19 protein-coding genes are annotated in these 21,561 nt (G+C 73.0%); 16 read left to right on the forward strand and 3 right to left on the reverse strand.

Features of this window, described 5'->3' with window-relative positions; translation table 11 throughout:
• Positions 1-28 precede the first annotated feature (28 nt).
• Both IE185_RS10345 and IE185_RS10350 read left to right on the forward strand, forming a co-directional pair.
• Entirely contained in the window at positions 29-1,618 is a 1,590-nt protein-coding gene (locus IE185_RS10345) for an MFS transporter (RefSeq protein ID WP_138894961.1), read from the forward strand.
• A 187-nt stretch (positions 1,619-1,805) separates the two neighbouring features.
• Positions 1,806-2,288, forward strand: a complete 483-nt coding sequence (locus IE185_RS10350; RefSeq protein WP_138894962.1) for a hypothetical protein — start codon at positions 1,806-1,808, stop codon at positions 2,286-2,288.
• Between the two features lie 163 nt (positions 2,289-2,451).
• Here the strand turns inward: IE185_RS10350 and IE185_RS10355 are convergent, their stop codons facing one another.
• A complete protein-coding gene (locus tag IE185_RS10355) occupies positions 2,452-2,982 on the reverse strand; it encodes a SigE family RNA polymerase sigma factor (RefSeq protein WP_138894963.1) in 531 nt (176 codons plus the stop codon).
• Positions 2,983-3,250: 268 nt separating this feature from the next.
• On the opposite strand from IE185_RS10355, the gene IE185_RS10360 reads away from it, so the two are divergent.
• The gene (locus IE185_RS10360) at positions 3,251-4,057 is read left to right on the forward strand and encodes a pectate lyase (RefSeq protein ID WP_138894964.1); all 807 of its coding nucleotides are present in this window, start codon (positions 3,251-3,253) and stop codon (positions 4,055-4,057) included.
• A gap of 94 nt (positions 4,058-4,151) precedes the next feature.
• Here the strand turns inward: IE185_RS10360 and IE185_RS10365 are convergent, their stop codons facing one another.
• Positions 4,152-5,228 (reverse strand): glycoside hydrolase family 43 protein, encoded by a 1,077-nt coding sequence (locus IE185_RS10365; protein ID WP_229843436.1) that lies wholly within the window; start codon positions 5,226-5,228, stop codon positions 4,152-4,154.
• Between the two features lie 283 nt (positions 5,229-5,511).
• Between IE185_RS10365 and IE185_RS10370 the strand changes: the two genes are divergently transcribed.
• The 12 genes from IE185_RS10370 (at position 5,512) to IE185_RS10425 (ending at position 19,127) form a co-directional block, all read left to right on the forward strand.
• Positions 5,512-6,156 (forward strand): GntR family transcriptional regulator, encoded by a 645-nt coding sequence (locus IE185_RS10370; protein ID WP_138894966.1) that lies wholly within the window; start codon positions 5,512-5,514, stop codon positions 6,154-6,156.
• Positions 6,153-7,064 (forward strand): dihydrodipicolinate synthase family protein, encoded by a 912-nt coding sequence (locus IE185_RS10375; protein WP_138894967.1) that lies wholly within the window; start codon positions 6,153-6,155, stop codon positions 7,062-7,064. Before IE185_RS10370 ends, IE185_RS10375 begins: the two co-directional genes overlap by 4 nt.
• Positions 7,052-8,779: an L-arabinonate dehydratase gene (gene araD / locus IE185_RS10380; RefSeq protein ID WP_138894968.1), complete on the forward strand. Its 1,728-nt coding sequence runs from the start codon at positions 7,052-7,054 to the stop codon at positions 8,777-8,779. The genes IE185_RS10375 and araD overlap by 13 nt, the downstream gene beginning before the upstream one ends.
• Before the next feature lie 114 nt (positions 8,780-8,893).
• Positions 8,894-9,820, forward strand: a complete 927-nt coding sequence (locus tag IE185_RS10385; protein ID WP_138894969.1) for a carbohydrate ABC transporter permease — start codon at positions 8,894-8,896, stop codon at positions 9,818-9,820.
• Complete coding sequence (locus IE185_RS10390; RefSeq protein WP_138894970.1) at positions 9,817-10,740, forward strand: carbohydrate ABC transporter permease; 924 nt, start codon at positions 9,817-9,819, stop codon at positions 10,738-10,740. Before IE185_RS10385 ends, IE185_RS10390 begins: the two co-directional genes overlap by 4 nt.
• Positions 10,737-11,888 (forward strand): Gfo/Idh/MocA family protein, encoded by a 1,152-nt coding sequence (locus tag IE185_RS10395; protein WP_138894971.1) that lies wholly within the window; start codon positions 10,737-10,739, stop codon positions 11,886-11,888. The genes IE185_RS10390 and IE185_RS10395 overlap by 4 nt, the downstream gene beginning before the upstream one ends.
• Positions 11,885-12,733, forward strand: a complete 849-nt coding sequence (locus tag IE185_RS10400; RefSeq protein WP_138894972.1) for a DUF6807 domain-containing protein — start codon at positions 11,885-11,887, stop codon at positions 12,731-12,733. The genes IE185_RS10395 and IE185_RS10400 overlap by 4 nt, the downstream gene beginning before the upstream one ends.
• Complete coding sequence (locus IE185_RS10405; protein WP_138894973.1) at positions 12,730-14,262, forward strand: glycoside hydrolase family 43 protein; 1,533 nt, start codon at positions 12,730-12,732, stop codon at positions 14,260-14,262. Before IE185_RS10400 ends, IE185_RS10405 begins: the two co-directional genes overlap by 4 nt.
• Before the next feature lie 68 nt (positions 14,263-14,330).
• Positions 14,331-15,668 carry an ABC transporter substrate-binding protein gene (locus IE185_RS10410; RefSeq protein ID WP_138894976.1) on the forward strand — a complete coding sequence of 446 codons (1,338 nt, stop codon included), beginning with the start codon at positions 14,331-14,333 and terminating at the stop codon, positions 15,666-15,668.
• The gene (locus IE185_RS10415) at positions 15,665-16,519 is read left to right on the forward strand and encodes a rhamnogalacturonan acetylesterase (RefSeq protein WP_138894974.1); all 855 of its coding nucleotides are present in this window, start codon (positions 15,665-15,667) and stop codon (positions 16,517-16,519) included. The genes IE185_RS10410 and IE185_RS10415 overlap by 4 nt, the downstream gene beginning before the upstream one ends.
• 1 nt (position 16,520) lies before the next feature.
• Positions 16,521-17,816 (forward strand): pectate lyase family protein, encoded by a 1,296-nt coding sequence (locus tag IE185_RS10420; protein ID WP_189715022.1) that lies wholly within the window; start codon positions 16,521-16,523, stop codon positions 17,814-17,816.
• A 186-nt stretch (positions 17,817-18,002) separates the two neighbouring features.
• The gene (locus tag IE185_RS10425) at positions 18,003-19,127 is read left to right on the forward strand and encodes a pectinesterase family protein (RefSeq protein WP_189715024.1); all 1,125 of its coding nucleotides are present in this window, start codon (positions 18,003-18,005) and stop codon (positions 19,125-19,127) included.
• Between the two features lie 40 nt (positions 19,128-19,167).
• Here the strand turns inward: IE185_RS10425 and IE185_RS10430 are convergent, their stop codons facing one another.
• Positions 19,168-20,079 carry an NADP-dependent oxidoreductase gene (locus tag IE185_RS10430; protein WP_138896689.1) on the reverse strand — a complete coding sequence of 304 codons (912 nt, stop codon included), beginning with the start codon at positions 20,077-20,079 and terminating at the stop codon, positions 19,168-19,170.
• A 142-nt stretch (positions 20,080-20,221) separates the two neighbouring features.
• Here IE185_RS10430 and IE185_RS10435 point away from each other — a divergent pair, with 142 nt between their 5' ends.
• Positions 20,222-21,556, forward strand: coding sequence for a helix-turn-helix transcriptional regulator (locus tag IE185_RS10435; RefSeq protein ID WP_138896688.1), 1,335 nt, complete (start codon positions 20,222-20,224; stop codon positions 21,554-21,556).
• Positions 21,557-21,561: the final 5 nt, after the last annotated feature.

Raw genomic sequence — 21,561 nt, forward strand, 5'->3', positions numbered from 1 at the left:
TCTCTCCAAACAAGCAAGGCACTCCCCCATGCCCTCCACCGTCGTGGACCACTCCGCCCTGCCCGCACACGCCCCGTCGGCCGCACCGGCCGGACGGCGCGCCAACCCCTGGCTGACGCTCGTCGCCGTCGCCTTCGGCCTGTTCATGGTCGGTCTCGACGGCTCGGTCGTCTCGATCGCCAACCCCGAGATCGGCCGGGACCTGCACGCGTCCACCGCCGATCTGCAATGGGTCACCAACTCCTACCTGCTCGCCCTGGCGGCCGCCCTGATCCTCGGCGGAAAGCTGGGCGACCGTTTCGGCCGGCGCACGTACTACATGATCGGCGTCCTGGGCTTCACCCTCGCGTCCGTCGCCATCGGCCTCGCCGGCTCGATCGAGGGCGTCATCGCCTTCCGCGCCGTGCAGGGCCTGTTCGGCGCGCTGCTGATGCCCAACACACTGGGACTGCTGCGCGCGGTCTTCCCGCCGAAGAAGTTCGGCATGGCGGTGGGCATCTGGGCGATGGTGTCGTCGGTGTCGACCGCGCTCGGCCCCATCGTCGGCGGGCTGCTCGTCGAGCACGTCACCTGGGAGTCGGTCTTCTACATCAACGCCCCGATCGGGATCGTCGCGCTCGTCTTCAGCGCGCTGGTGCTGCCGCAGAGCAGGAACGCCACCGGCCACCACCGTTTCGACGTGCCCGGTGTCGCGCTGCTCGCGCTCGGGCTGCTGGTCGTGGTCTTCGGCGTCGTCAAGGGCGAGACGTGGGGCTGGAGTTCGGGACCGACACTGGGCGCGCTCGCCGCCGGCGTCGTGATCCTGCTGGTCTTCGGCTGGTACGAGACGCGCGTCGAGCACCCGCTGCTGCCCATGCGCCTGTTCCGCAGCCCCGCGCTGACCATCGGCACCATCGTCACGGCGGTCAACTTCTTCGTCCTGCTCGGCGTGATCTTCTTCGTGATGCTCTACCTCCAGAACGTCCGCGGGTTCACCCCCGTCGAGGCCGGTGTGCGCACCCTGCCGCTGAGCCTGGCCTCCGTCGTCGCCTCGCCGCTGGGCGCGAAGCTCACGGAGCGGTTCGGGGCGCGGCTGTCCATGCCGCTCGGCATGGTGCTGCAGGCCGGCGCCGCCTTCGGGATGCTGGCGTGGGGCGTGCACTCGTCGTACGCCGCGATGTGGCCGCCGTTCATCGCACTGGGTCTGGGTGTCGGCATGGTGATGGCCGCGTCCTCCGATGCCATCGTGGGCAGTTCCCCGGTCGGGGACGCGGGCGTGGCGGGCGGCCTGCAGGCCACCGCGCTCCAGGTCGGCGGGGCGCTGGGCACCTCGGTCCTGGTCTCGCTGATCAGCAGCCGGGTCGGCTCGACCCTGACGGGCGAGCTCACCGGCGCCGGGGTGCCGGCGCCCCTGGCCGAGCACCTGCGTGAGGCCGAGGACGCAGTGGCGATGGGGGTCTCCCCCGTCTCCGGCGACATGCCGGCGCAGCTGAGGGCCGCGGTGGTCGAGGGCAGCGGCCAGGCGTTCATCAACGGCGTGCACACGGCCGCGCTCGTCACCGGCGTGCTGTGCGTGGCCGGCGCCGTCGTCGCCGCGCTCGGCGTACGGCGCGCCCCGCAGGCCCCCGCCGACCGCTGAGGGCACCGGACACGGCCCGGCGGAACGCCCGTCCCGCACACCGGACGGGGAGGTTCCGCCGGGCCGCCGGCCTGCGCCGGGGCGGTCACGCGCCCGCGCGGCGGGCCGGTCGGCGGAGCGTTGACCCGCTCTCGGGCGGGCCGTACTGTGAGGGAGCCAACACCGCTAATCGCTCATTGGGCGCATTATGGTCGCTACCTTCCCCACCCGCCGCCGGGCCGCCGTCTTCGCCAGTACGGTGCTGCTGATCACCAGCCTGCCGTTCACGCTGTCGGCGTGCGGCTCCGGTGATCCTCCGACGACACGGCAGGCCGCCGCCGAGCCGGCGCTCGTGCCCCTGGCCTTCGGCTCCTCGCTCACCGACGCGGTGGCGGACCAGGCCACGGCGCAGGACGCGGCGGCCCGCAAGGCCGCCGCCCGCGACGCGGCGTCCGAGCCTCCCGGGTCCGGCGACCGCCGGGTGTGCACCACCGATCCGGCCGACCGCGCGGCCTGTCGCAACCCGGGCGGGACCGTCGACCCCGACGGGGGCGATCTGGACGGCGACGGCGTCTTCGAGCCGCACGAGCCGGTCGGTCCCGGCTACAAGGACCCGCGCGCGTACGACGGCGGCAAGACCTCCGGGGAAACCCAGTGCGAGTGGCTGCGCTCGCAGGGCATCGCCTGCTGAGGCGGCGCGAAGCCGCCGCGCGGGGTTGCCCTCCGGGCGGCGGACGCCGCCGCGGCCGGGCCCGCTGACGCCGCAGCCGTGCAAGCGTCACCGCCCGTGTTCCGCCCGCGGTCGGGCCCGTGCGCGCCCGCCGCTTCGCGCGGCCGCACGCGAAGGCCGCCCCTCAGCGCCTGGCTCCCACGAGTTCCTCGGCGGTGGCCGGGCCCAGCAGCTTCTCCAGTTGCGCCACGCCTTTCGACGTCTGGCTCTTCACCGTGCCGACCGACGTCCCGAGCACCAGGGCGGTGTTCCGCTCGGAGAGGTCGAAGGCGTGGCGCAGCACCACACAGGCGCGTTTGCGGAACGGCAGGGTGCGCAGCGCCTGTTGCACGTCGACGACCGCCGGCACGTCCGGGCCCCGCGTGTGCTCCGCGCGATGCGGCCAGAAGAGCGCGATCCGGCGGCGTTCGCGTACGGCGCCGCGTATCCGGCTGCGCGCGAGGTTGGCGACGACGCCCCGCGCGTACGCCGCGGGGTGTTCGGCGGCCCGTACCCGGTCCCAGCGGTCCCAGACGGCGGCCATCGCCTCGGCGGCCAGGTCGTCGGCGGCGTCCGCGTCACCGGTGAGCAGGTGGGCGAGGCGGGCGAGCCCGGCGTGGTGGCGCTCGAAGAAGTCATGGAACTCCGCAGCGGGATCAGGCGCGCCTGTGTCCACGGGTGGCCTCCCCTCCTGCGCGTCGAACCCCGGTCGAAAGGGCGGCAGTCGGCCGGCCCCGGTGTGTTCGGATGCCCACTTCGTCACGATGGGGTTTCCCGCGCCCGGGGGCCGGAGCCGGCGTTCGGAGATCTCCGCGCGGGCGGCAACCTTCCCGCGACCGGCGGCGACTGACAGGGCACACCGCCCGGGACCGGCGGGACGGCCCCCTCATCCGGCGCCGGCCTTCGACACTCCCGGGGACCCCCACCGAAAGGACGCACCCCCTATGAGTCACCAGCACAGGAACAGCAGGACGCGCGGGCGCGCGCTCGCGGGCGGCGGCGCCGCCCTCGCGCTGACCGCGGGCCTGCTCGGCTTCAGCTCGCTGGCCTCCACCGCCTCCGCCGCGACCTGGCCGACGCCGAACGGCAGCAGGCCGGTGACCGCCACCATCCCCGTCTCCGGCACCGTGGACGGCGCGTACACGAAGTACTACGGCGCGGGCGACCTCGCCGGCGACGGTCAGGACGAGGGCCAGGACCCGATATTCGAACTGGCCGACGGCGCGACCCTCAAGAACGTCGTCATCGGCGCACCCGGCGCGGACGGCATCCACTGCAAGGGCAGTTGCACCCTGCAGAACGTCTGGTGGGAGGACGTCGGCGAGGACGCCGCCACCTTCAAGGGCGGCAGCTCCGCCGTCTACACCGTGACGGGCGGCGGCGCGAAGAAGGCGACGGACAAGGTCTTCCAGCACAACGGCGGCGGCAGGCTGAACGTCTCGAACTTCGCGGTCCAGGACTTCAAGACGCTCTACCGCTCCTGCGGGAACTGCTCGAAGCAGTACAAGCGCACCTCCTCGTTCAGCAATGTCGAGGTGACAGCCCCCGGTTCGCGGCTCGTCGGCATCAACACCAACTACGGCGACAGCGCCTCGCTGCGCAACGTCACCGTCATCGGTGACAGCGGCAGGAAGATCGTGCCGTGCCAGAAGTACATCGGGAACACCACGGGGGCCGAACCCCCGACGAACGGAGCGGGTCCGGACGGCGTCCACTGCCTCTACACCTCCTCGGACATCCTCTACAAGTGACCTGGGCCGACGCGGCGGCGGGACCGGCCGGCAGCCGGTTCCGCCGCCCTTTCGGGGTGAGCGGGCCCGCTCGGCGGCGGGCCCGCTCGGCGCGTCAGTGACGCCCCGCGCCGAGGAGCCGTACCGGACCGTCGGCCACCGGCACGCCGAAGTCCGGCGTGCCGTCGGCCTTCCAGCCCAAGCGCTGGACGCGGGTGTGGCGGTTGGGGTCGTGCAGCGGGTCGCCGGTGATGTCCCGGTACTGGCGGGCGTGGTACACGAGGACGTCGGTGCGCCCGTCCTCGGCGACGGTGAAGGAGTTGTGGCCCGGCCCGTACTGACCGGTCGCCTCGCTGCTGGTGAAGACGGGCCGCGGTGACTTCCGCCAGGTCCCGGGAGCGAGCAGGTCGGCGTCCTCGTCGGCGGTGAGGAGGCCGAGGCAGTAGTTCGCGTCGGTCGCGCTCGCGGAGTACGTCATGAAGAGCCGGCCGTTGCGCCGGACGACCGAAGGTCCCTCGTTGACCTTGAATCCGACGCGCTCCCAGTCGTACTCCGGTGTGGTGAGCCGGATCTGGGGGCCGGTGAGGGTCCACGGGTTCGCCATCCGCGACAGGAAGACGGCGGTGTTGTTGTCCATGCCGGGTTCGTGCTGCGCCCACGCGAGGTAGCGGTCCGAGCGGTGGGTGAAGGTGGTGGCGTCGAGGGAGAAGGTGTCCCAGGCGGTGGTGAGCCGGCCCTTCTCGGTCCAGGTGCCGCGGAAGGGGTCGGCGCTCTTGTTCTCCAGCACCCAGATGCGGATCTGCCACACGTCGTGGGCGGGGGCGGCGGCGAAGTAGACGTACCAGGCGCCGTCGACGTGGTGGATCTCGGGCGCCCAGATGTGTGCGGCCATGTCGCCGGTGGTGTGCCTGCGCCAGATGACGGCCTCGTCGGCGGATCCGAGGCCGGCGAGGGTGCGGGAGCGGCGCAGGATGATCCGGTCGTACTCGGGCGCGGTGGCGGTGAAGTAGTAGCGCCGGTCGGTGTGACGGTGGATGTGGGGGTCGGCGCGCTGCCGGACGAGCGGGTTGGCGAGGGCGACGGAGCCGGTGGGACCGGCCGCGTGGGCGGGTGGCGCGGCGGCCGCGGCGGCGCCGAGGGCCAGGGCGCCCTTGAGCAGGGTCCGGCGGGCGGGTGTCTGACGATGGTTCACCGAGCTCCTCCGATGCAGTGGTTCGACATGCCGAACGGCGTACGGGACTCTGTGCAGCCGAGACGGTAACCGGGCTCCGCCGCACACACCACCCCTGGGACGGTACGGGTCGATTTCCGCGTCCGGCACCTCGAACAGCCGCCCCGCGGCGCTCAACTCGGCGACGGACGACTGAAGTTGTCGTGTCGCAGGCATTGACGCCGCAGGGGCGCGGACTTAGCTTCATCGCGTCGTACTTCGTACGTCATATATGAGACGTGATACGCGAGATATGTGAGTCCCCATGGCTTTCGCTCCGAGTCCGATCCCCTCCCGCACGCAGTACGTGCTGGAAGCGATCAAGCACGCCATCCTCACCGGCGGCCTCAGCCCGGGGCAGCCCCTGGTCGAGACGGAACTCGCCGCCCGGTTCGGCGTGTCCAAGACTCCGGTGCGCGAGGCGCTCAAGACCCTCGCGGGGACCGGCCTGGTCGTGATGAACCAGTACAAGGGCGTCACGGTACGGACGGTCGACGCCGCCATGGCCCGCGAGGTCTACGACGTACGGCTGCTGCTCGAACCGGAGGCCCTGCGCCGCACCATCGCCTCACGGGCCTCCCTCGACGGCGCCCGCGAGGCCCTGATCCGGGCCGAGGAGGCCACCGACCAGGCCGAACGGTCGCTGGCGAACCGGGCGTTCCACCGCGCGCTGTACCTGCCGTGTGGCAATCCGCTGCTCGCCAGGATGCTGGACGAGGTACGCGACCAGGCGGCCCTGGTCTCCACCGTGGCCTGGGCCGCCGTCCCCTCCTGGCAGCGGGAGGCGGCCGAGCACCTCGTGATCCTGCGGCTCGCGCTCGACGGCGACGCGGACGGAGCCGCCCGCGCCCTGCACGCCCACATCGCCGACTTCGTCCAGCGCGCCTTCCCGGAAGGGGACCCCGTATGACCAGCGCCGACTTCTCCGGTCAGCGCCACGCCCTCGCCGACGTCGTGGCGATCCCGGTGACGCCGTTCGCCGCCGACGGCTCGCTCGACACCGCCGCCCACCGCGCCCTGCTCCGCCGGCTGCTGGACGGCGGCGTACGGACCCTGACGCCGAACGGGAACACCGGCGAGTTCTACGCGCTGACCCCCGAGGAGCGCCGCGCGGTCACCGAGCTGACTGTCGAGGAGGCCTCCGGCCGCGCCACTGTCGTCGTCGGCGTGGGGCACGACGTGCCGACGGCCGTCGCCGACGCGGAGCACGCCCGCGACGCGGGGGCCCAGATGCTGATGGTGCATCAGCCGGTGCATCCGTACGTCTCACAGGACGGCTGGGCCGACTACCATCGCGCCGTCGCCGGCGCCGTCCCCGGTCTCGGCGTCGTACCGTACGTCCGCGATCCGCTGCTGAGCGCGCGGAGCCTGGCGGCGCTGGGCGAGTCCTGCCCGAACGTGATCGGGGTGAAGTACGCCGTCCCGGACGCGGCACGCTTCGCCGCCTTCGCCCGGGACGCGGGCCTGGACCGGTTCGTGTGGGTCGCCGGGCTGGCCGAGCTGTACGCACCCGCGTACTTCGCGGTCGGTGCCACCGGCTTCACCTCGGGGCTGGTCAACGTCTCGCCGTCCGTCTCGCTGGGGATGCTCGACGCGCTGCGCGCCGGGGACTACCCCGCCGCCATGAAGACCTGGGAACAGATCCGCGCCTTCGAGGAGTTGCGGGCGGCCCACCGGTCGGCCGACAACGTCTCGGTGGTGAAGGAGGCGCTGGCCTCCCTCGGCCTGTGCCGCCGCGACGTCCGCGCCCCGAGCCGTGTGCTGCCCGGGGAGCGGCGCGGCGCGATCGCGGCGCTGACAGCCGGGTGGTCGGCGTGAGGGACCCCGGGAGTCTGCGCAGCCACCAGTGGTACGGGACCGACGGCCTGAGGTCGTTCAGCCACCGCGCCCGCACCCGCCAGCTCGGGTACCTCCCCGAGGAGCACCTGGGCAAGCCCGTCATCGCGGTTCTCAACACCTGGTCGGACATCAATCCGTGCCATGTCCACCTGCGGGAGCGCGCGCAGGCGGTGAAGCGCGGGGTGTGGCAGGCCGGGGGCTTCCCGCTCGAATTCCCGGTCTCCACCCTCTCCGAGACGTTCCAGAAGCCCACTCCGATGCTCTACCGGAACATGCTGGCCATGGAGACGGAGGAGCTGCTGCGCTCCTACCCCGTCGACGGGGCCGTGCTGCTCGGGGGCTGCGACAAGTCGACGCCCGCCCTGCTGATGGGCGCCGCGTCCGTCGACCTGCCGGCCGTTTTCGTGCCCGCGGGGCCGATGCTGCCGGGCCACTGGCGCGACCAGGTGCTGGGCTCCGGCACGGACATGTGGAAGTACTGGGACGACCGGCGGGCGGGCCTGATCGGCGACGCCGAACTCGCCGAGCTGGAGAACGGCCTCGCCCGCTCCCCCGGCACCTGCATGACCATGGGCACGGCCTCGACCCTGACCGCCGCGGCCGAGGCCCTGGGGGTGACCATGCCGGGGGCCTCCTCGATCCCGGCCGTGGACTCCGGGCACGACCGGATGGCCGCGGCCTCGGGGCGCCGGATCGTCGGCCTCGTCCACCGCGACCTCAGGCTTTCGCGGATCCTGACCCGGCCCGCGTACGAGGATGCTGTCGCTACCGTGCTGGCGCTCGGCGGTTCGACCAACGCCGTGATCCACCTGATCGCGATGGCGGGGCGCTCGGGCGTACCGCTGGCCCTCGACGACTTCGACCGGATCGCGCGCACGGTTCCGGTGCTGGCCGACCTGCGGCCCGGCGGCCAGTACCTGATGGAGGACTTCCACTTCGCGGGCGGGCTTCCGGCGTTCCTGTCGCGGCTGACGGACGTGCTGCATCTGGACCGGCCCACCGTGGCGCACGACTCGCTGCGCGAGCAGCTCGCCGGGGCGCGGGTGCACAACACCGAGGTCATCAGACCGCGTTCGCGGCCGCTCGCGGACGAGGGCGGGGTCGCGGTCCTGCGCGGCAACCTCTGCCCGGACGGGGCGGTGATCAAGCACATCGCCGCCGAGCCGCACCTGCTCCGGCACACCGGGCCCGCCGTCGTGTTCGACGACTACCGGACCATGCAGCGCACCATCAACGACCCCGGTCTCGGCATCACCGCCGACACGGTGCTCGTCCTGCGCAACGCGGGCCCCAAGGGCGGCCCCGGGATGCCCGAGTACGGGATGCTGCCGATCCCCGACCACCTGCTCAAGGAGGGCGTGCGGGACATGGTGCGGATCTCCGACGCCCGGATGAGCGGCACCAGTTACGGCACCTGCGTGCTGCACGTGGCGCCCGAGTCGTACGTCGGCGGGCCGCTCGCCCTCGTACGGACCGGGGACACGATCAGTCTCGACGTGCCCGCCCGGTCCCTGCGCCTCGACGTGCCGGACGACGAGCTGGAGCGCCGCCGGGCCGCGTGGTCACCGCCGCCGGCGAAGTACGAGCGGGGCTACGGCGCGCTGTACGGCGAGCAGATCACGCAGGCCGACACCGGGTGCGACTTCGCGTTCCTGTCACGGCCGGGCGCAGTGCCCGACCCCTACGCGGGCTGACCGGCCCTCGCCTCTTCACCTCCTTCCCCCTGTCCGAGATCCCGAACACCGTCTGGAAAGCGCTTCACTTCCGTACGGCACCGCACGAGCACGCACGAGAACGGAGAAGCAGTCATGGCCTCAGCCGTGGCCAGAGCGCCCAGGGCGCCGGGTCGCCGCGCGGGAGCACCGCCGCGCCGCCTCCCGTACCTGCTCATCGCCCCCGCCGGCCTGCTGATGCTGGGTTTCATCGCCTATCCGGTCATCAGCGTCTTCTACTACAGCCTGCGGAACTACAACGTCACCAAGCCGTGGCGCGACGGCTTCGCCGGCTTCGACAACTTCGTACGGATCTTCACCGACGACCCGCAGTTCTGGACCACCCTCGGCTTCAGCGCCCGCTGGGTCGTCGTCCAGGTGAGCCTGCAACTCGCCCTCGGGCTTGTCCTGGCGCTGCTGGTCAACCAGACCTTCGTCGGGCGCGGCGTGGCGCGGGCGATGGTCTTCTCGCCGTGGGCCGTGTCCGGGGTGCTGACCACCACCATCTGGATGCTGCTCTACAACCCGTCCACCGGCATCAGCCGCTATCTGGCCGACGCGGGCATCGGCTCGTACGGCACCTCGGTCCTCTCCGACACCGGCACCGTCTTCTGGGCCGCGGTGCTGGCCGAGCTCTGGCGCGGTGTCCCCTTCTTCGCGATCCTCATCCTCGCCGATCTGCAGTCCGTTCCGAAGGAGCTGTACGAGGCCGCCTCCGTCGACGGGGCCGGCCGGGCACGGCAGTTCCTCCACATCACGCTGCCGCACCTGCGGGACGCGATCGTCCTGGCCACGCTGCTGCGCGGGGTGTGGGAGTTCAACAACGTCGACCTGCTCTACACCCTCACGGGCGGCGGACCGGCCGGTGTCACGACCACGCTGCCCCTGTACGTCGCCAACACCGGCATCGAGGGCCACGACTTCGGCTACGCCTCCGCGCTGACCACGGTCGCCTTCGTGATCCTCCTCTTCTGCTCGATCCTCTATCTGCGCCTGAGCAAGTTCGGAGGCGACTCCAAGTGACCGCAGCACTCGCGGAGAAGGACTCCGTCGCCGCGCCGCCGCCCGCTACCGGCGCCCCCGCCCCGCCGGGCCGGGGAACTCGGACCCGCCGCTTCCGGCGGGAGCGGGCCTTCGACGACGTACCCCGCTGGCAGATCTACCTGCCCCTGACCCTCTACCTGCTCTTCACGCTCGTCCCGTTCTACTGGATGCTGCTCTTCGCGCTGCGGCCCGCCGGGTCCACCGCGCTGGTGCCCTGGCCGCTGACAGGCGAGCACTTCGGGAAGGTCTGGCACGAGCGCAGCTTCGGGATGTTCTTCCAGAACAGCATGACCGTCGGCGTCGCGACGCTGGTGATGACGACCGGGATCGCCCTGGCGGGCGGTTACGCGCTGGCGCGGTTCGAGTTCCGGATCAAGAACGCCTTCATGCTGGCCCTGCTGTGCTCGCAGTTCATCCCGGGCGCGCTGATGCTCGTACCGCTCTTCGAGATCTTCAGGAACCTCCAGCTGATCAACTCGCTGGGCAGCGTGATCATCGCGGAGACCGTCTTCCAGCTCCCGCTGTCCATCATCCTGATCAGCGGTTTCATCAAGAACGTGCCGGTCTCCCTCGAAGAGGCCGCCTGGGTGGACGGCTGCTCGCGCTTCCGGGCGTTCTGCGCCGTGGTGCTGCCGCTGCTGCGGCCGGGCCTGATCGCCGTCGGCTCCTTCGCGTTCGTGCACAGCTGGAACCACTTCCTGTTCGCCCTGATGTTCCTCAGCGAGCAGGACAAACAGACGATCCCGGTCGGGCTCAACACGCTGATCGGCGCGGACAGTGTCGACCTGGGGGCGCTGGCCGCCGGCGGGGTCATCGCCGCCGTACCGGTCGTGATCGTCTTCGCCTTCATCCAGAAGTGGCTGATCACCGGCTTCAGCGCGGGGGCGGTGAAGGGATGACCCTGCCCGTCGTACTGGCCGGCGCGCGCGGACACGGCCGCTCCCATCTGCACAACGTCCGGCGTCTCGAACAGCTGGGGCTCGCCCGGCTCGCCGGGATCTGCGAACTGCGGCCGTTGGACGCCGAAGAGCTGGAAGGTTTCGGCCGGCCGCCGCAGTCGGCGGACTTCGGCGCCCTGCTGGACGCCACGGGCGCCCGCGTCGCGATCATCTGCACGCCGATCCACACGCACACCGACCTGGCGCTGACGGCCGCCGCGCGCGGGGTGCACCTGCTGCTGGAGAAGCCGCCCGCGCCGTCGTTCGCTCAGTTCGAGCGGCTGACGGAAGGGGTACGGGCGGCCGGCGCCGTCTGCCAGGTCGGCTTCCAGTCCCTCGGCTCGCACGCCCTCCCCGCGATCCGCGCCCTGATCGCCGAGGGCGCCATCGGCGACCTGCGCGGCGTCGGCGCCGCCGGGGGCTGGGTGCGGGACAGCGCGTACTTCGCCCGTGCCCCCTGGTCGGGCCGCCGCCGCATCGGGGCGGTCGACGTGGTGGACGGGGCGCTGACCAACCCCCTGGCGCACGCGGTCGCCACCGCCCTCGCCGTGGTGGGCGGTTCGCGGGCCGGTGACGTGGCGGGCATCGAGACGGAGCTGTTCCGCGCCCATGACATCGAGTCCGACGACACCTCCTGTGTACGGATCACGACGGCCGGCGGTGTCCCCGTCACCGTCGCCGCGACTCTCTGCGCCGAGCGGACCGCCGAGCCGTACGTCGTCGCCCACGGCGCGTTGGGGCGGATCACCTTCTGGTACCGGCAGGACCGGGTGCTGGTGCAGCGCTCCGGCCACGGTCCGCGCGAGGAGGTGCACGGCAGGACGGATCTGCTGGAGAACCTGATCCGCCACCTGTCCGGGCACAGCCCGCTCCTGGTGCCGCCGGAACTCACCGGCGCGTTCATGCGGGTCGTCGAAGCGGTCCGGCTCGCTCCCGACCCGGTGGCGCTCCCCGAATCCGCCTGGCGCGCCGCGCCCGGGGACGCGCAGGCGCCGCGCCGGATCGTGTCCGGCGTGGACGACGTGGTCGCCGCGAGCGCCGAGACCTTGACCCTCTTCTCCGAACTGGGCGTCCCCTGGGCGCCCGCCACCGAGGTGAGTACCCCGTGAACTCCACACTGACCCTGCGCTGTTCGGGACGTTCCGTCGGCCGCTACACCTTCGCTCCGGCCCTCGGCGCCGGACTCCCGGCGCGCCCGTACCTGCATCCCGTCTCGACGCTCGGCGGCGTGCCGGTCACCGAGGAGATGCCCGCCGACCACCTCCATCACCTGGGGGCGGGGATCGCCGTGCCCGACGTGGCGGGCGCCAACTTCTGGGGCGGGCGGACCTACGTACGCGACCGGGGGCCCGTGGAGCTCGACAACCACGGCGTCCAGGCGCACCGGGGGTGGAAGCTGCGCGACCCGGACGGCTTCGTGGAGGAGCTGAGCTGGCGGGCCGGCCCGGACGGCGCGGCCGAACTGCTGCGCGAGCACCGCACGGTCGCCGCCGTCGCGCTGGACACCACCGCCTGGGCACTGGACTTCACGTTCTCGCTCACCAACACCTCGGGCGGAGACCTGTCGATCGGCAGCCCGGCCACCAACGGCCGGGCGGGCGCGGGGTACGGCGGCTTCTTCTGGCGGGCTCCCCGGCAGGCCACGGCGCCGCTCGCGTTCACCGCTGCGGAGAGGGGCGAGGCGGCGGTGCACGGCCGTACGGCCGACTGGCTCGGCCTGACCGGCGACGGCTGGACGCTGGTCTTCGCCGGGGCGACCGCGCGGACCCGGTGCGACCCCTGGTTCGTACGGACCGGAGCGTATCCGGGGGTGGGCTCGGCGCTCGCCTGGGAGCGGCGGCTGCCCCTCGCGGCCGGGGAGACGGTCGTACGGCGCCTGGTGACGGTCGTCGCCGACGGCGCCCTGGGCCGGGGCGCGGCGGCGGCGTACGTGCGCAGGGCGGTGGGCGCGTGAGCCGGGCCTGGACCGCGGACCTCGGGGACGGCACGTACCGCAATCCGGTGCTCGCCGGCGACTGGTCCGATCCGGACGTGGTGCGGGTGGGCGAGGACTACTACCTCACCGCGTCCAGCTTCGGCCGGAGGCCCGGGCTGCCGCTGCTGCACTCGCGCGATCTCGTGAACTGGTCGCTGATCGGCCACGCCCTGCACCACCCGGCGACCGACGGCGAGCCGGCGGCGCCCCGGCACGACGGCGGGGTGTGGGCGCCGTCGCTGCGGCACAGCGGCGGCCGGTTCTGGATCTTCTGGGGCGACCCGGACCAGGGCGTCCACCAGATCAGCGCGCCGGACATCCGGGGACCGTGGACGCGGCCGCACCTGCTCAAAGCGGGAAAGGGGCTGATCGACCCGTGTCCGCTGTGGGACGGGGAGAGCGGCGAGGCGTACCTCGTGCACGCCTGGGCCAAGTCCCGCTCCGGGGTGAAGAACCGGTTGACCGGCCATCGGATGAGTCCGGACGGACGCACCCTGCTCGACGGGGGCAAGGTGATCGTCGACGGGGATCTGATCCCCGGCTGGTTCACCCTGGAGGGCCCGAAGCTGTACCGGCACGACGGCTGGTTCTGGGTCTTCGCGCCGGCCGGCGGGGTCGAGACCGGCTGGCAGGGGGCGCTGCGGTCGCGGGAGTTCTTCGGCCCGTACGAGGAGAAGGTGGTCCTGCGGCAGGGCGAGACCGACGTCAACGGGCCGCACCAGGGCGGCTGGGTGCGGACGCCGGCCGGGCAGGACTGGTTCCTGCACTTCCAGGCACGTGGGGCGTACGGGCGGGTGGTGCACCTTCAGCCGATGCGCTGGGACGACGCCGGATGGCCGGTGATCGGTGACGCGGGCGAGCCCGTGTCGGTACACCCCAAGCCGGACCTTCCGCCGCAGCCCGTCACGGCCCCGGTCGCCGACGACCGTTTCCCCGGCGGCCGCCACGGGCGGCAGTGGCAGTGGACGGCCGGCCCCGGAACCGGATGGACCGTGCCGCACTCCGGGGACGGGCTGCTGGCGACCTGTGTACGGACCGGCCACGCCCACGACCTGCGCACCGTGGCGAACGTGCTGGTCCAGCGGTTCGCGGCCCCGGGGTTCACCGCGACCGTCGGCCTGGCGCTCAGGAGCCGGGCGTCCGGGGCGAAGGCCGGGTTCGCCGTGCTGGGCGACGCCTTCTCCTGGATCGGCCTGGAACGGAAGGCCGACGGCGGCGTACGGCTGGTGCACCGGTACGCCGAGGAGGCGGCCGAGAGGGAACGCGACGCGGCGTACAGCCGGCCGGTGCCCGGCACGGGCCGGGTACGGCTGCGGATCGAGGTCTCGGCAGGGGCGCGCTGCCGGTTCTCCGCCGACACGGGGGACGGTTTCCGCCCCTCCGGGGAGGTCTTCGCGGCCGTGCCGTGGCGCTGGGTGGGGGCGCAGCTCGCGCTGTTCGCCACCGCGCCGCCCGGGGCGCGGCCGGCCGGCACGGCCCTGTTCAGCGACTTCCGTATCAACGCCTGACCCGAGCCCCACCCGACCCATGCCGAGGAGAGAGCCGCATGACACACACCGAGAGAGAAGAGCAGCACATGAGGACTTCCACCGGGCGCCGACGGGGGCGTACCGCCGCCGCGGCCGTCATGGCCGGCGTGCTGGCGCTGACCGCCGCGGCCTGCGGGGACGACGGCAGCGGCAGCACGGGTGACGAGGGGTCGGGCAAGGGCGAGATCACCTTCTGGGACAACAACGGCGGGCCCCGTACCGCCGTGTGGAAGGAGATCATCGAGGACTTCGAGGCGGCGAACAAGGACATCGAGGTCACGTACGTTCCGATTCCGATCACCGACGTGCAGTCGAAGTACGACACGGCGATCGCGGGCGGCGGTCTGCCGGACGTGGGCGGCGTGGGCACCGCGTACCTCGCCGGCATCGTCGCGCAGAACGCGCTGGAGCCGGTCGGGGAGCGGATCGGGGATTCCGCGCTGAAGGGCAGGCTCGTCGAGTCGATGGTCGAGGGCGTCAAGGCCGCCGGCGGGCGCGGGGACGAGATGTACGCGGTGCCGACGTCCGCGAACAACGGCACGCTCTGGTACCGGACGGACCTGTTCGAGGCGGCGGGGCTGGCGGCGCCGACGACGTGGGACGCGTTCTACACGGCGGCCGGGAAGCTGACCGACGCCGAGAAGAACGCGTTCGGGTACACGATCCGCGGCGGGGCCGGTTCGGTCGCGCAGGCGCTGGACGCGATGTACGGGCAGTCCGGGATCACCGCGTTCTGGAAGGGCGACCGGACCACGGTGAACGACCCGGCGAACGTCGCGGCGCTGGAGAAGTACGTCCGGCTGTACAAGAAGGCGACGCCCGAGGCCGACGTCAACAACGACTTCGCCAAGATGGTCGCCCAGTGGGACTCCGGCACGATCGGGATGCTGAGCCACAACCTGGGCTCGTACCAGGACCATGTGAAGGCGCTGGGCGAGGAGAAGTTCGCCGGAATACCGAACCCGACCGGCCCCGGCGGCGTGCGCGTCCAGGTGTCCAATCCGGTGGACGGTCTCGGCCTGTTCAAGGCGAGCAGGAACAAGGCGGCGGCGTGGAAGTTCATCGAGTTCGCGGCGTCGCACGCGTCGAACAGCAAGTGGAACGAGGCGGCCGGCGCGATCCCGGCGAACACCGAGGCGGCCAAGGACGCCTGGATCAACGAGTCGGAGCCGACGAAGCTCGCCGCGCGGTCCCTCACCGACGGCAGCACGAAGATCGTGCAGCTGCCGTACTACCTGCCCGACTGGAACTCCGTCACCAAGGCCGACAACGAGCCCGAGTTCCAGAAGGTGCTCCTCGGCAGGACGACGCCGAAGGCGTTCCTGGACCAGCTCGCCGACGACCTGAACGAGGCCCAGGCCGAGTGGAAGCAGCAGAACAAGTGATCAGCCGTCGGCGCGCCCTGGCGGCGACCGCCGCCGCGCTGCCGCTCGCCGCGGCCGGCGTCCCGCCGGCCGCGGCGCTCGCCCAGGAACCCCCGGGGAGCCGAGGGCCGCACGGTGCGCGCACCGTCTTCGTCGCCGGGGACTCCACCGCCGCCGGCAAGTCCGTCCCGGCCGCGCCCGAGACGGGGTGGGGCATGGCGCTCCCCTTCTTCCTGCACGAGCGCCTGGAGGTCGCCAACCACGCGGTGAACGGCCGCAGTTCCAAGAGCTTCATCGACGAGGGGCGGCTCGCGCCGATTCTGGCGGCGATCCGCCCGGGCGATCTCCTGCTCGTCCAGTTCGGCCACAACGACCAGAAGCGTGCGGACCCCGCCCGCTTCACCGAACCGTGGACGAGCTACCAGGAGCATCTGCTCCGGTACGTCACCGGGGCGCGGGCGTGTGGCGCGCGCCCGGTGCTGCTGACGTCCGTGGAGCGCCGGCGGTTCGACGCGGCCGGTACGGCTGTGGCCACGCACGGCACGTATCCGGCGGCCGTGCGGGCGCTGGCGGCGGAACACGGCGTACCGCTGCTGGACATGGCGGCGCTCTCGCTCGCCCGGTGGCAGGAGCTGGGGCCCGAGCCGAGCAAGGAGTACTTCCACTGGCTGGCGCCGGGCGAGTCGCCCAACTACCCCGACGGCGTGTCGGACAACACCCACTTCTGTCCGCGCGGCGCCATCGAGGTGGCGCGGATGACGGTGCGTGCGCTGAGAAGCGAACAGGTGCTCGGCGCGCACGCGACGCGGCGCCTGGGCGCGCACATTCCCGAGACCTGGCTGACCTGGCTGACCTGGCACGAGGAGCCGTGACATGCGCAGACCCCCATCCCCCGCACGCCTGATGGCCCTGGCCGCCGCCGCGCTGACGCCCGGCCTGCTCGCCGCCGCGCCGGCCGCTCCCCCACACGCCCCCGTACGCCCCGCCCATGTCCTCCCCGCGCACGACGGCTGGGCGGCGGCCGACGGCGGCACCACGGGGGGCGCCGGTGCCGACGCGGCGCACACGTACACCGTCACCACCTGGAACGCGTTCAGGCAGGCCCTCGCGGACGGCGGGGACGCCCCCAAGGTCATCAGGGTGCGGGGCACGCTCGACGGCATGGGCGGCCGGAGCTGCGAGGACTTCGCCACCGGTGGTTACGCCCTGGACGCCTATCTGGCGGCGTACGACCCGGCGACCTGGGGCAAGGCCCCGCCCTCCGGCCCGCAGGAGGAGGCCCGTGCCGCCTCGGCCGGCGCGCAGGCGCAGCAGATCAAGGCGTACGTCCCGTCGAACACGACGATCGTGGGCCTGGGCGGGGGCGCGCGGGTGCTCGGCGGCTCGCTCCAGATCCAGAACGCCGACAACGTCGTGGTCCGCGGGCTCACGTTCGAGGACGCCTTCGACTGCTTCCCGCAGTGGGATCCCACGGACGGGGAGGGCGGCGCGTGGAACTCCGCGTACGACAACCTCGTCGTGCACGGCTCGACGCACGTGTGGATCGACCACAACACGTTCACCGACGGCCGCCGCCCGGACAGCGAACAGCCGCTGTACTACGGCCGGTTGTACCAGCAGCACGACGGCGAGCTGGACATCGTCCGGGGCGCCGACCTCGTCACCGTCTCCTGGAACGTCTTCGCCGACCACGACAAGACCCTGATGATCGGCAACAGTGACGGCGCCGGCGCGACCGACCGGGGCAGGCTGCGGGTCACACTCCACCACAACCTCTTCCACCACGTCGTCGAGCGTGCGCCGCGTGTGCGTTTCGGCCGGGTCGACGCGTACAACAACCACTTCGTGGTGGCGGCGCGGGGGTACGGGTACACCTTCGGCATCGGTCTGGAATCGCGACTGGTGGCGGAGAAGAACACGTTCGCACTGCCGGAGGGTGTGAACGCGGGGAAGATCCTGAAGAAGTGGAAAGACGCCCCGGTGACCGCCGAGGGCAACCGGGTCAACGGCGTCGCGGTGGACCTGGTGGCCGCGCACAACGCGGCCAACCCGGGTGACCGGCTGCGCGAGGGGGCGGGCTGGACTCCGGTCCTGCGCACCCGGGTCGACGCGCCGCGCCACGTCCCGGCGCTGGTGACACGGCGGGCGGGCGCGCACCACCTGAGGTGATGCGCCGTCATCGGCCGATCCGGGCGCGTCCGTTCGGCTCGTGCCCCGCCCGGGCGGCCCCGGCAGCCGGGCGGGCCGCGCCCGTACGCGTGATCCCCCGCTCGTAGTCCAGGTCATACCGCCCGGCTCGTCCCACCCGCTCATGAACCCGCGCTCGTCGTCCCGTGCCCATGAAGGAGCTTCCGCATGCCCGTGCCCCGCCCCACCCGACGCGCCGCGCTCCGTGCCGCCACCGTCGCGGCGCTCGCCCTCGGCGGCACCCGGACGGCTGCCGCCGCCGCCCCGCCCGCGCGCCCGTTCGGCCGCTACGGGTCCCCCGCCCGGCGGCTCGGCCCCCGCACCCTGTACGTCGACCCGTACGGCCGGGGCGACCACACCACCGTGTCCGCCGCCGTCACGGCGACCCCCGGCGACGGTTGGACCCTCGTGCTCGCGCCGGCGACGTACCGCGAGACGGTGACCGTGCCCGCCGACCGCACGGGACTCACTCTCCTCGGGGCCGCGAGCGACCCGCGCGAGACGGTCGTCGTGTACGACAACGCCGCGGGCACGCTCAAACCGGACGGGACGGTGTACGGGACCGGCGGTTCGGCCACGACGCTCGTCCGGGCCGACGGTTTCTCCGCCCGCCGGATCACGTTCGCCAACGACTGGCTGCGGGCCGAGCACCCCGACATCACGTCGGGCACGCAGGCGGTCGCGATCCGCGTGCTGGGCGACCGCAGCGCGTTCCACCGCTGCCGTTTCCTCGGCCACCAGGACACCCTGTACGCGGACACGCGCTCGCTCGACGCCGTGGCCCGCCAGTACTACGCCCACTGTCACATCGAGGGCGACGTGGACTTCGTCTTCGGCCGGGCCACCGCCGTCTTCGACCACTGCCGCCTGCACACCCTGGACCGGGACGTCGACTTCACCCCGTACGGCTTCGTCTTCGCCCCCTCGACGGCGAGGGCCACCGCGCGCGGGTACCTCGCCGTCCACTGCCGCGTCACCAGCGCGGCGCCCGGCCGGGCGTACAAGCTCGCCCGCCCCTGGGTGCCGACCTCCGATCCCAGCGCGTGGCCGTCCCTGGTCGTACGGGACACCTGGCTCGGGCCCGGCATCGACGCCGACGCCCCGTACGCCACCATGCGTGACGCCCACCCGTGGCAGGACCAGCGCTTCGCGGAGTACCGCAACACCGGTCCCGGCGCCCGGGTCACCGTTCCCGCCGAGCGGCCGCGGCTGACCGCCGGGGAGGCTCGCGCGCACACCCGCGCGGCCTACCTCGGCGACTGGACGCCCGAGCCCTCGGGGGGCGACCGCTGAGGAGCAGCTGTCAGCGGCGGCGGTCCCGCGCCGGGCCCCGTCAGGGCCTGATGATCAGCTTGCCCCGGGCGTGCCCCGCCTCGCTCAGCTCGTGCGCCTTGGCCGCGTCGGCGAGCGGGAAGACCTCGGCGATCCGGACGTCCAGCAGACCTTCGGCGGCGAGGCGGGCGTGCTCCGCCAGTCCGGTGCGGACGGCCCGGGGTTCCGTGCCGCCCGCCGAGAAGACCACGCCGTGGTCGGCGGCGTTCGGGTCGGCGATGGTGACGACGCGTTCGGCGCCGCCGAGCAGTTCGATCGAGAGCGGCAGTACGCCCTGGCCGGCCGCGTCGAGGACCGCGTCGACGCCCCGGGGGGCGGCCTGCCGCACCCGCTCGGCCAGGCCGTCGCCGTAGCGGACGGGGGTCGCGCCGAGGGCCCGCAGATGGCCGTGGTTGGCCTCGGACGCCGTGCCGACGACCGTGACACCCGCGGCCACGGCGAGTTGCACGGCGACCGAGCCGACCACGCCCGCCGCGCCGTGCACCAGCAGCGTCTCGCCGGACTTCACCCGCAGCAGGTCCAGGACCCGCTGGGCCGTCTCGCCCGCCACCGGGAGGGACGCCGCCCGCTCCCAGGACAGGCCGGCGGGCTTGGCGGCGATGTCACCGGCCAGGGCGTACTCGGCGTACGCGCCGGTCGTGGTCCAGCCGAGCACCTCGGCGCCGGCCCCGGTGTGGGTCACGCCCTCGCCGACCGCGTCCACGACGCCGGCGAACTCCAGGCCCGGGACCGCCGGCAGCGTCGTCGGGTAGAACGCGTCCATCCACCCGTACCGGATCTTGTAGTCGACCGGGTTCACCCCCGCCGCCATCACCTTGACCCGGACCTGGCCCGGGCCCGGCTCCGGCTTCCCGACCCTGCTGTGACGCAGGACTTCCGGACCGCCGAACGTCTCGTACACGATCGCTTCCACGACTGACTCCCCGCTGCTGACGCCGATCTGCTGACGTCCACAGCCTGCGTCCCCGGAAGGGCCTGACGGACAGGCCTTCGGGACAGTGAGACCTGGCCGAAAGACCAGCCGTGCCGGCCGCGCTCCTGGCTAGGGTGACGGGATGGAGCTGACACCGACCGGGTCCGTGACCTTCCTGCCCACGGCGGGCACCAACGCCGCGGCGCGGCCCCTCACGCCCGACGCCACCGCGCTCGCCGCCCTGGCCGCCGGTCACGACGTCGTCCGGCAGCCGCTGGGCGAGATCCTGCCGCGGCTGTCGGCGGTCCTGGCCGTGCTAATCCCACACCTGGCGGCCGCCGAACTGTCCACCCACTGCGCACACTCGCCGTTCAAGGTGTCCGGTGACACGGCCCCGGCCGCGCGGATCGGCGCGGCGGACCTGGAACCGCTGTTCCTCGCCGGTGTTCCCGGGGAGCCCTGGCAGGGGACGGCGTGGATCGCCGGGGCCGAGCGGCCGGTGGTCGCCGTGATGACCGACGCGACCCCGAGGGGCGCGCTCCTGGTGCTCGTGCGCGAGGACGGCGCCGCGCCGGTGGACGCCGGCGCACTCGCTGTCACGCAGGCCCTCTGGTCGCTGGTGACCAGCCACTTCGACCGGTTGGCGACGGAGGCGACACCCGGCGCCCTGGCCCGTTCCCGCGCCGCCGCCGACACCCGGGCCCGGGTGATCGCGGAGCTGGGCGAGACCCACTCGGCCGCGCTGACGGGGCTGCTGGGCGTGCTGCGCAGCCGTCGCCTCGACGACACGGCCGCGCGGGCGACGGCCACGGAACTGGCCGTGTCGGCGCTCATCGAGCTGCGGGCCGAGGCCGACCGGGACAAGGCCGTCGCGGAGGAGCGGGCCGACGATGCCTTCGGCCGGCTCGCGGACGCGCTGCGCGCCCTGGTGCGCCACAGCTCCGTCCGGCTCGAACTGGCACCTCCGGAGTCCGTGCGCCACGTGGCCGCCGACGTGGCCCACGCGGCGCGGGCGATCGTACGCGCGGTGGTGCTGACCGTGCTGGAGCAGGAGACGACGACCCGGGTACGGGTGGGCTGGCAGATCACCGAGCAGGAGCTGCGCGCCACCGTGCGCGACGACGGGCCGGGCGCGCTGTCCTTGTGCGATCTGGGCTCCGCGCGCGTCGCGGACCGGCTGGACGTCCTGGGCGGACGGCTGGAGGTGGACGCGGTGCCGGGCTGGGGAACGACGGTCACGGCGGTCGTCCCCCTGGCGACGCCCGAGGCCCCCGCCTCCGCCGATCCCCTGCGGGCACTGGGGCCGCGCGAACTCCAGGTGCTGGCGCGGCTCGCGCTCGGGCACCGCAACCGGGTGATCGCGCAGGAACTGCACATCAGCGAGTCGACGGTGAAGTTCCACGTCGCGAAGATCCTGACCAAGCTGGGGGTCGCCTCGCGGGGCGAGGCGGCGGCCCTGTTCCACGCGGCGGCCTGAGCGGC

Source organism: Streptomyces chryseus, from assembly GCF_014650755.1.
GTDB lineage: Bacteria > Actinomycetota > Actinomycetes > Streptomycetales > Streptomycetaceae > Streptomyces > Streptomyces chryseus.

Excerpts from the sequence above, each read along its gene's own strand:
- IE185_RS10420 (WP_189715022.1), top strand. The coding sequence starts at position 16,521 with ATGCGCAGACCCCCATCCCCCGCACGCCTGATGGCCCTGGCCGCCGCC.
- IE185_RS10425 (WP_189715024.1), top strand. The coding sequence starts at position 18,003 with ATGCCCGTGCCCCGCCCCACCCGACGCGCCGCGCTCCGTGCCGCCACC.
- IE185_RS10360 (WP_138894964.1), top strand. The coding sequence starts at position 3,251 with ATGAGTCACCAGCACAGGAACAGCAGGACGCGCGGGCGCGCGCTCGCG.
- IE185_RS10385 (WP_138894969.1), top strand. The coding sequence starts at position 8,894 with ATGGCCTCAGCCGTGGCCAGAGCGCCCAGGGCGCCGGGTCGCCGCGCG.
- IE185_RS10410 (WP_138894976.1), top strand. The coding sequence starts at position 14,331 with ATGAGGACTTCCACCGGGCGCCGACGGGGGCGTACCGCCGCCGCGGCC.
- IE185_RS10395 (WP_138894971.1), top strand. The coding sequence starts at position 10,737 with ATGACCCTGCCCGTCGTACTGGCCGGCGCGCGCGGACACGGCCGCTCC.
- IE185_RS10435 (WP_138896688.1), top strand. The coding sequence starts at position 20,222 with ATGGAGCTGACACCGACCGGGTCCGTGACCTTCCTGCCCACGGCGGGC.
- IE185_RS10370 (WP_138894966.1), top strand. The coding sequence starts at position 5,512 with ATGGCTTTCGCTCCGAGTCCGATCCCCTCCCGCACGCAGTACGTGCTG.
- IE185_RS10350 (WP_138894962.1), top strand. The coding sequence starts at position 1,806 with ATGGTCGCTACCTTCCCCACCCGCCGCCGGGCCGCCGTCTTCGCCAGT.
- IE185_RS10375 (WP_138894967.1), top strand. The coding sequence starts at position 6,153 with ATGACCAGCGCCGACTTCTCCGGTCAGCGCCACGCCCTCGCCGACGTC.
- IE185_RS10345 (WP_138894961.1), top strand. The coding sequence starts at position 29 with ATGCCCTCCACCGTCGTGGACCACTCCGCCCTGCCCGCACACGCCCCG.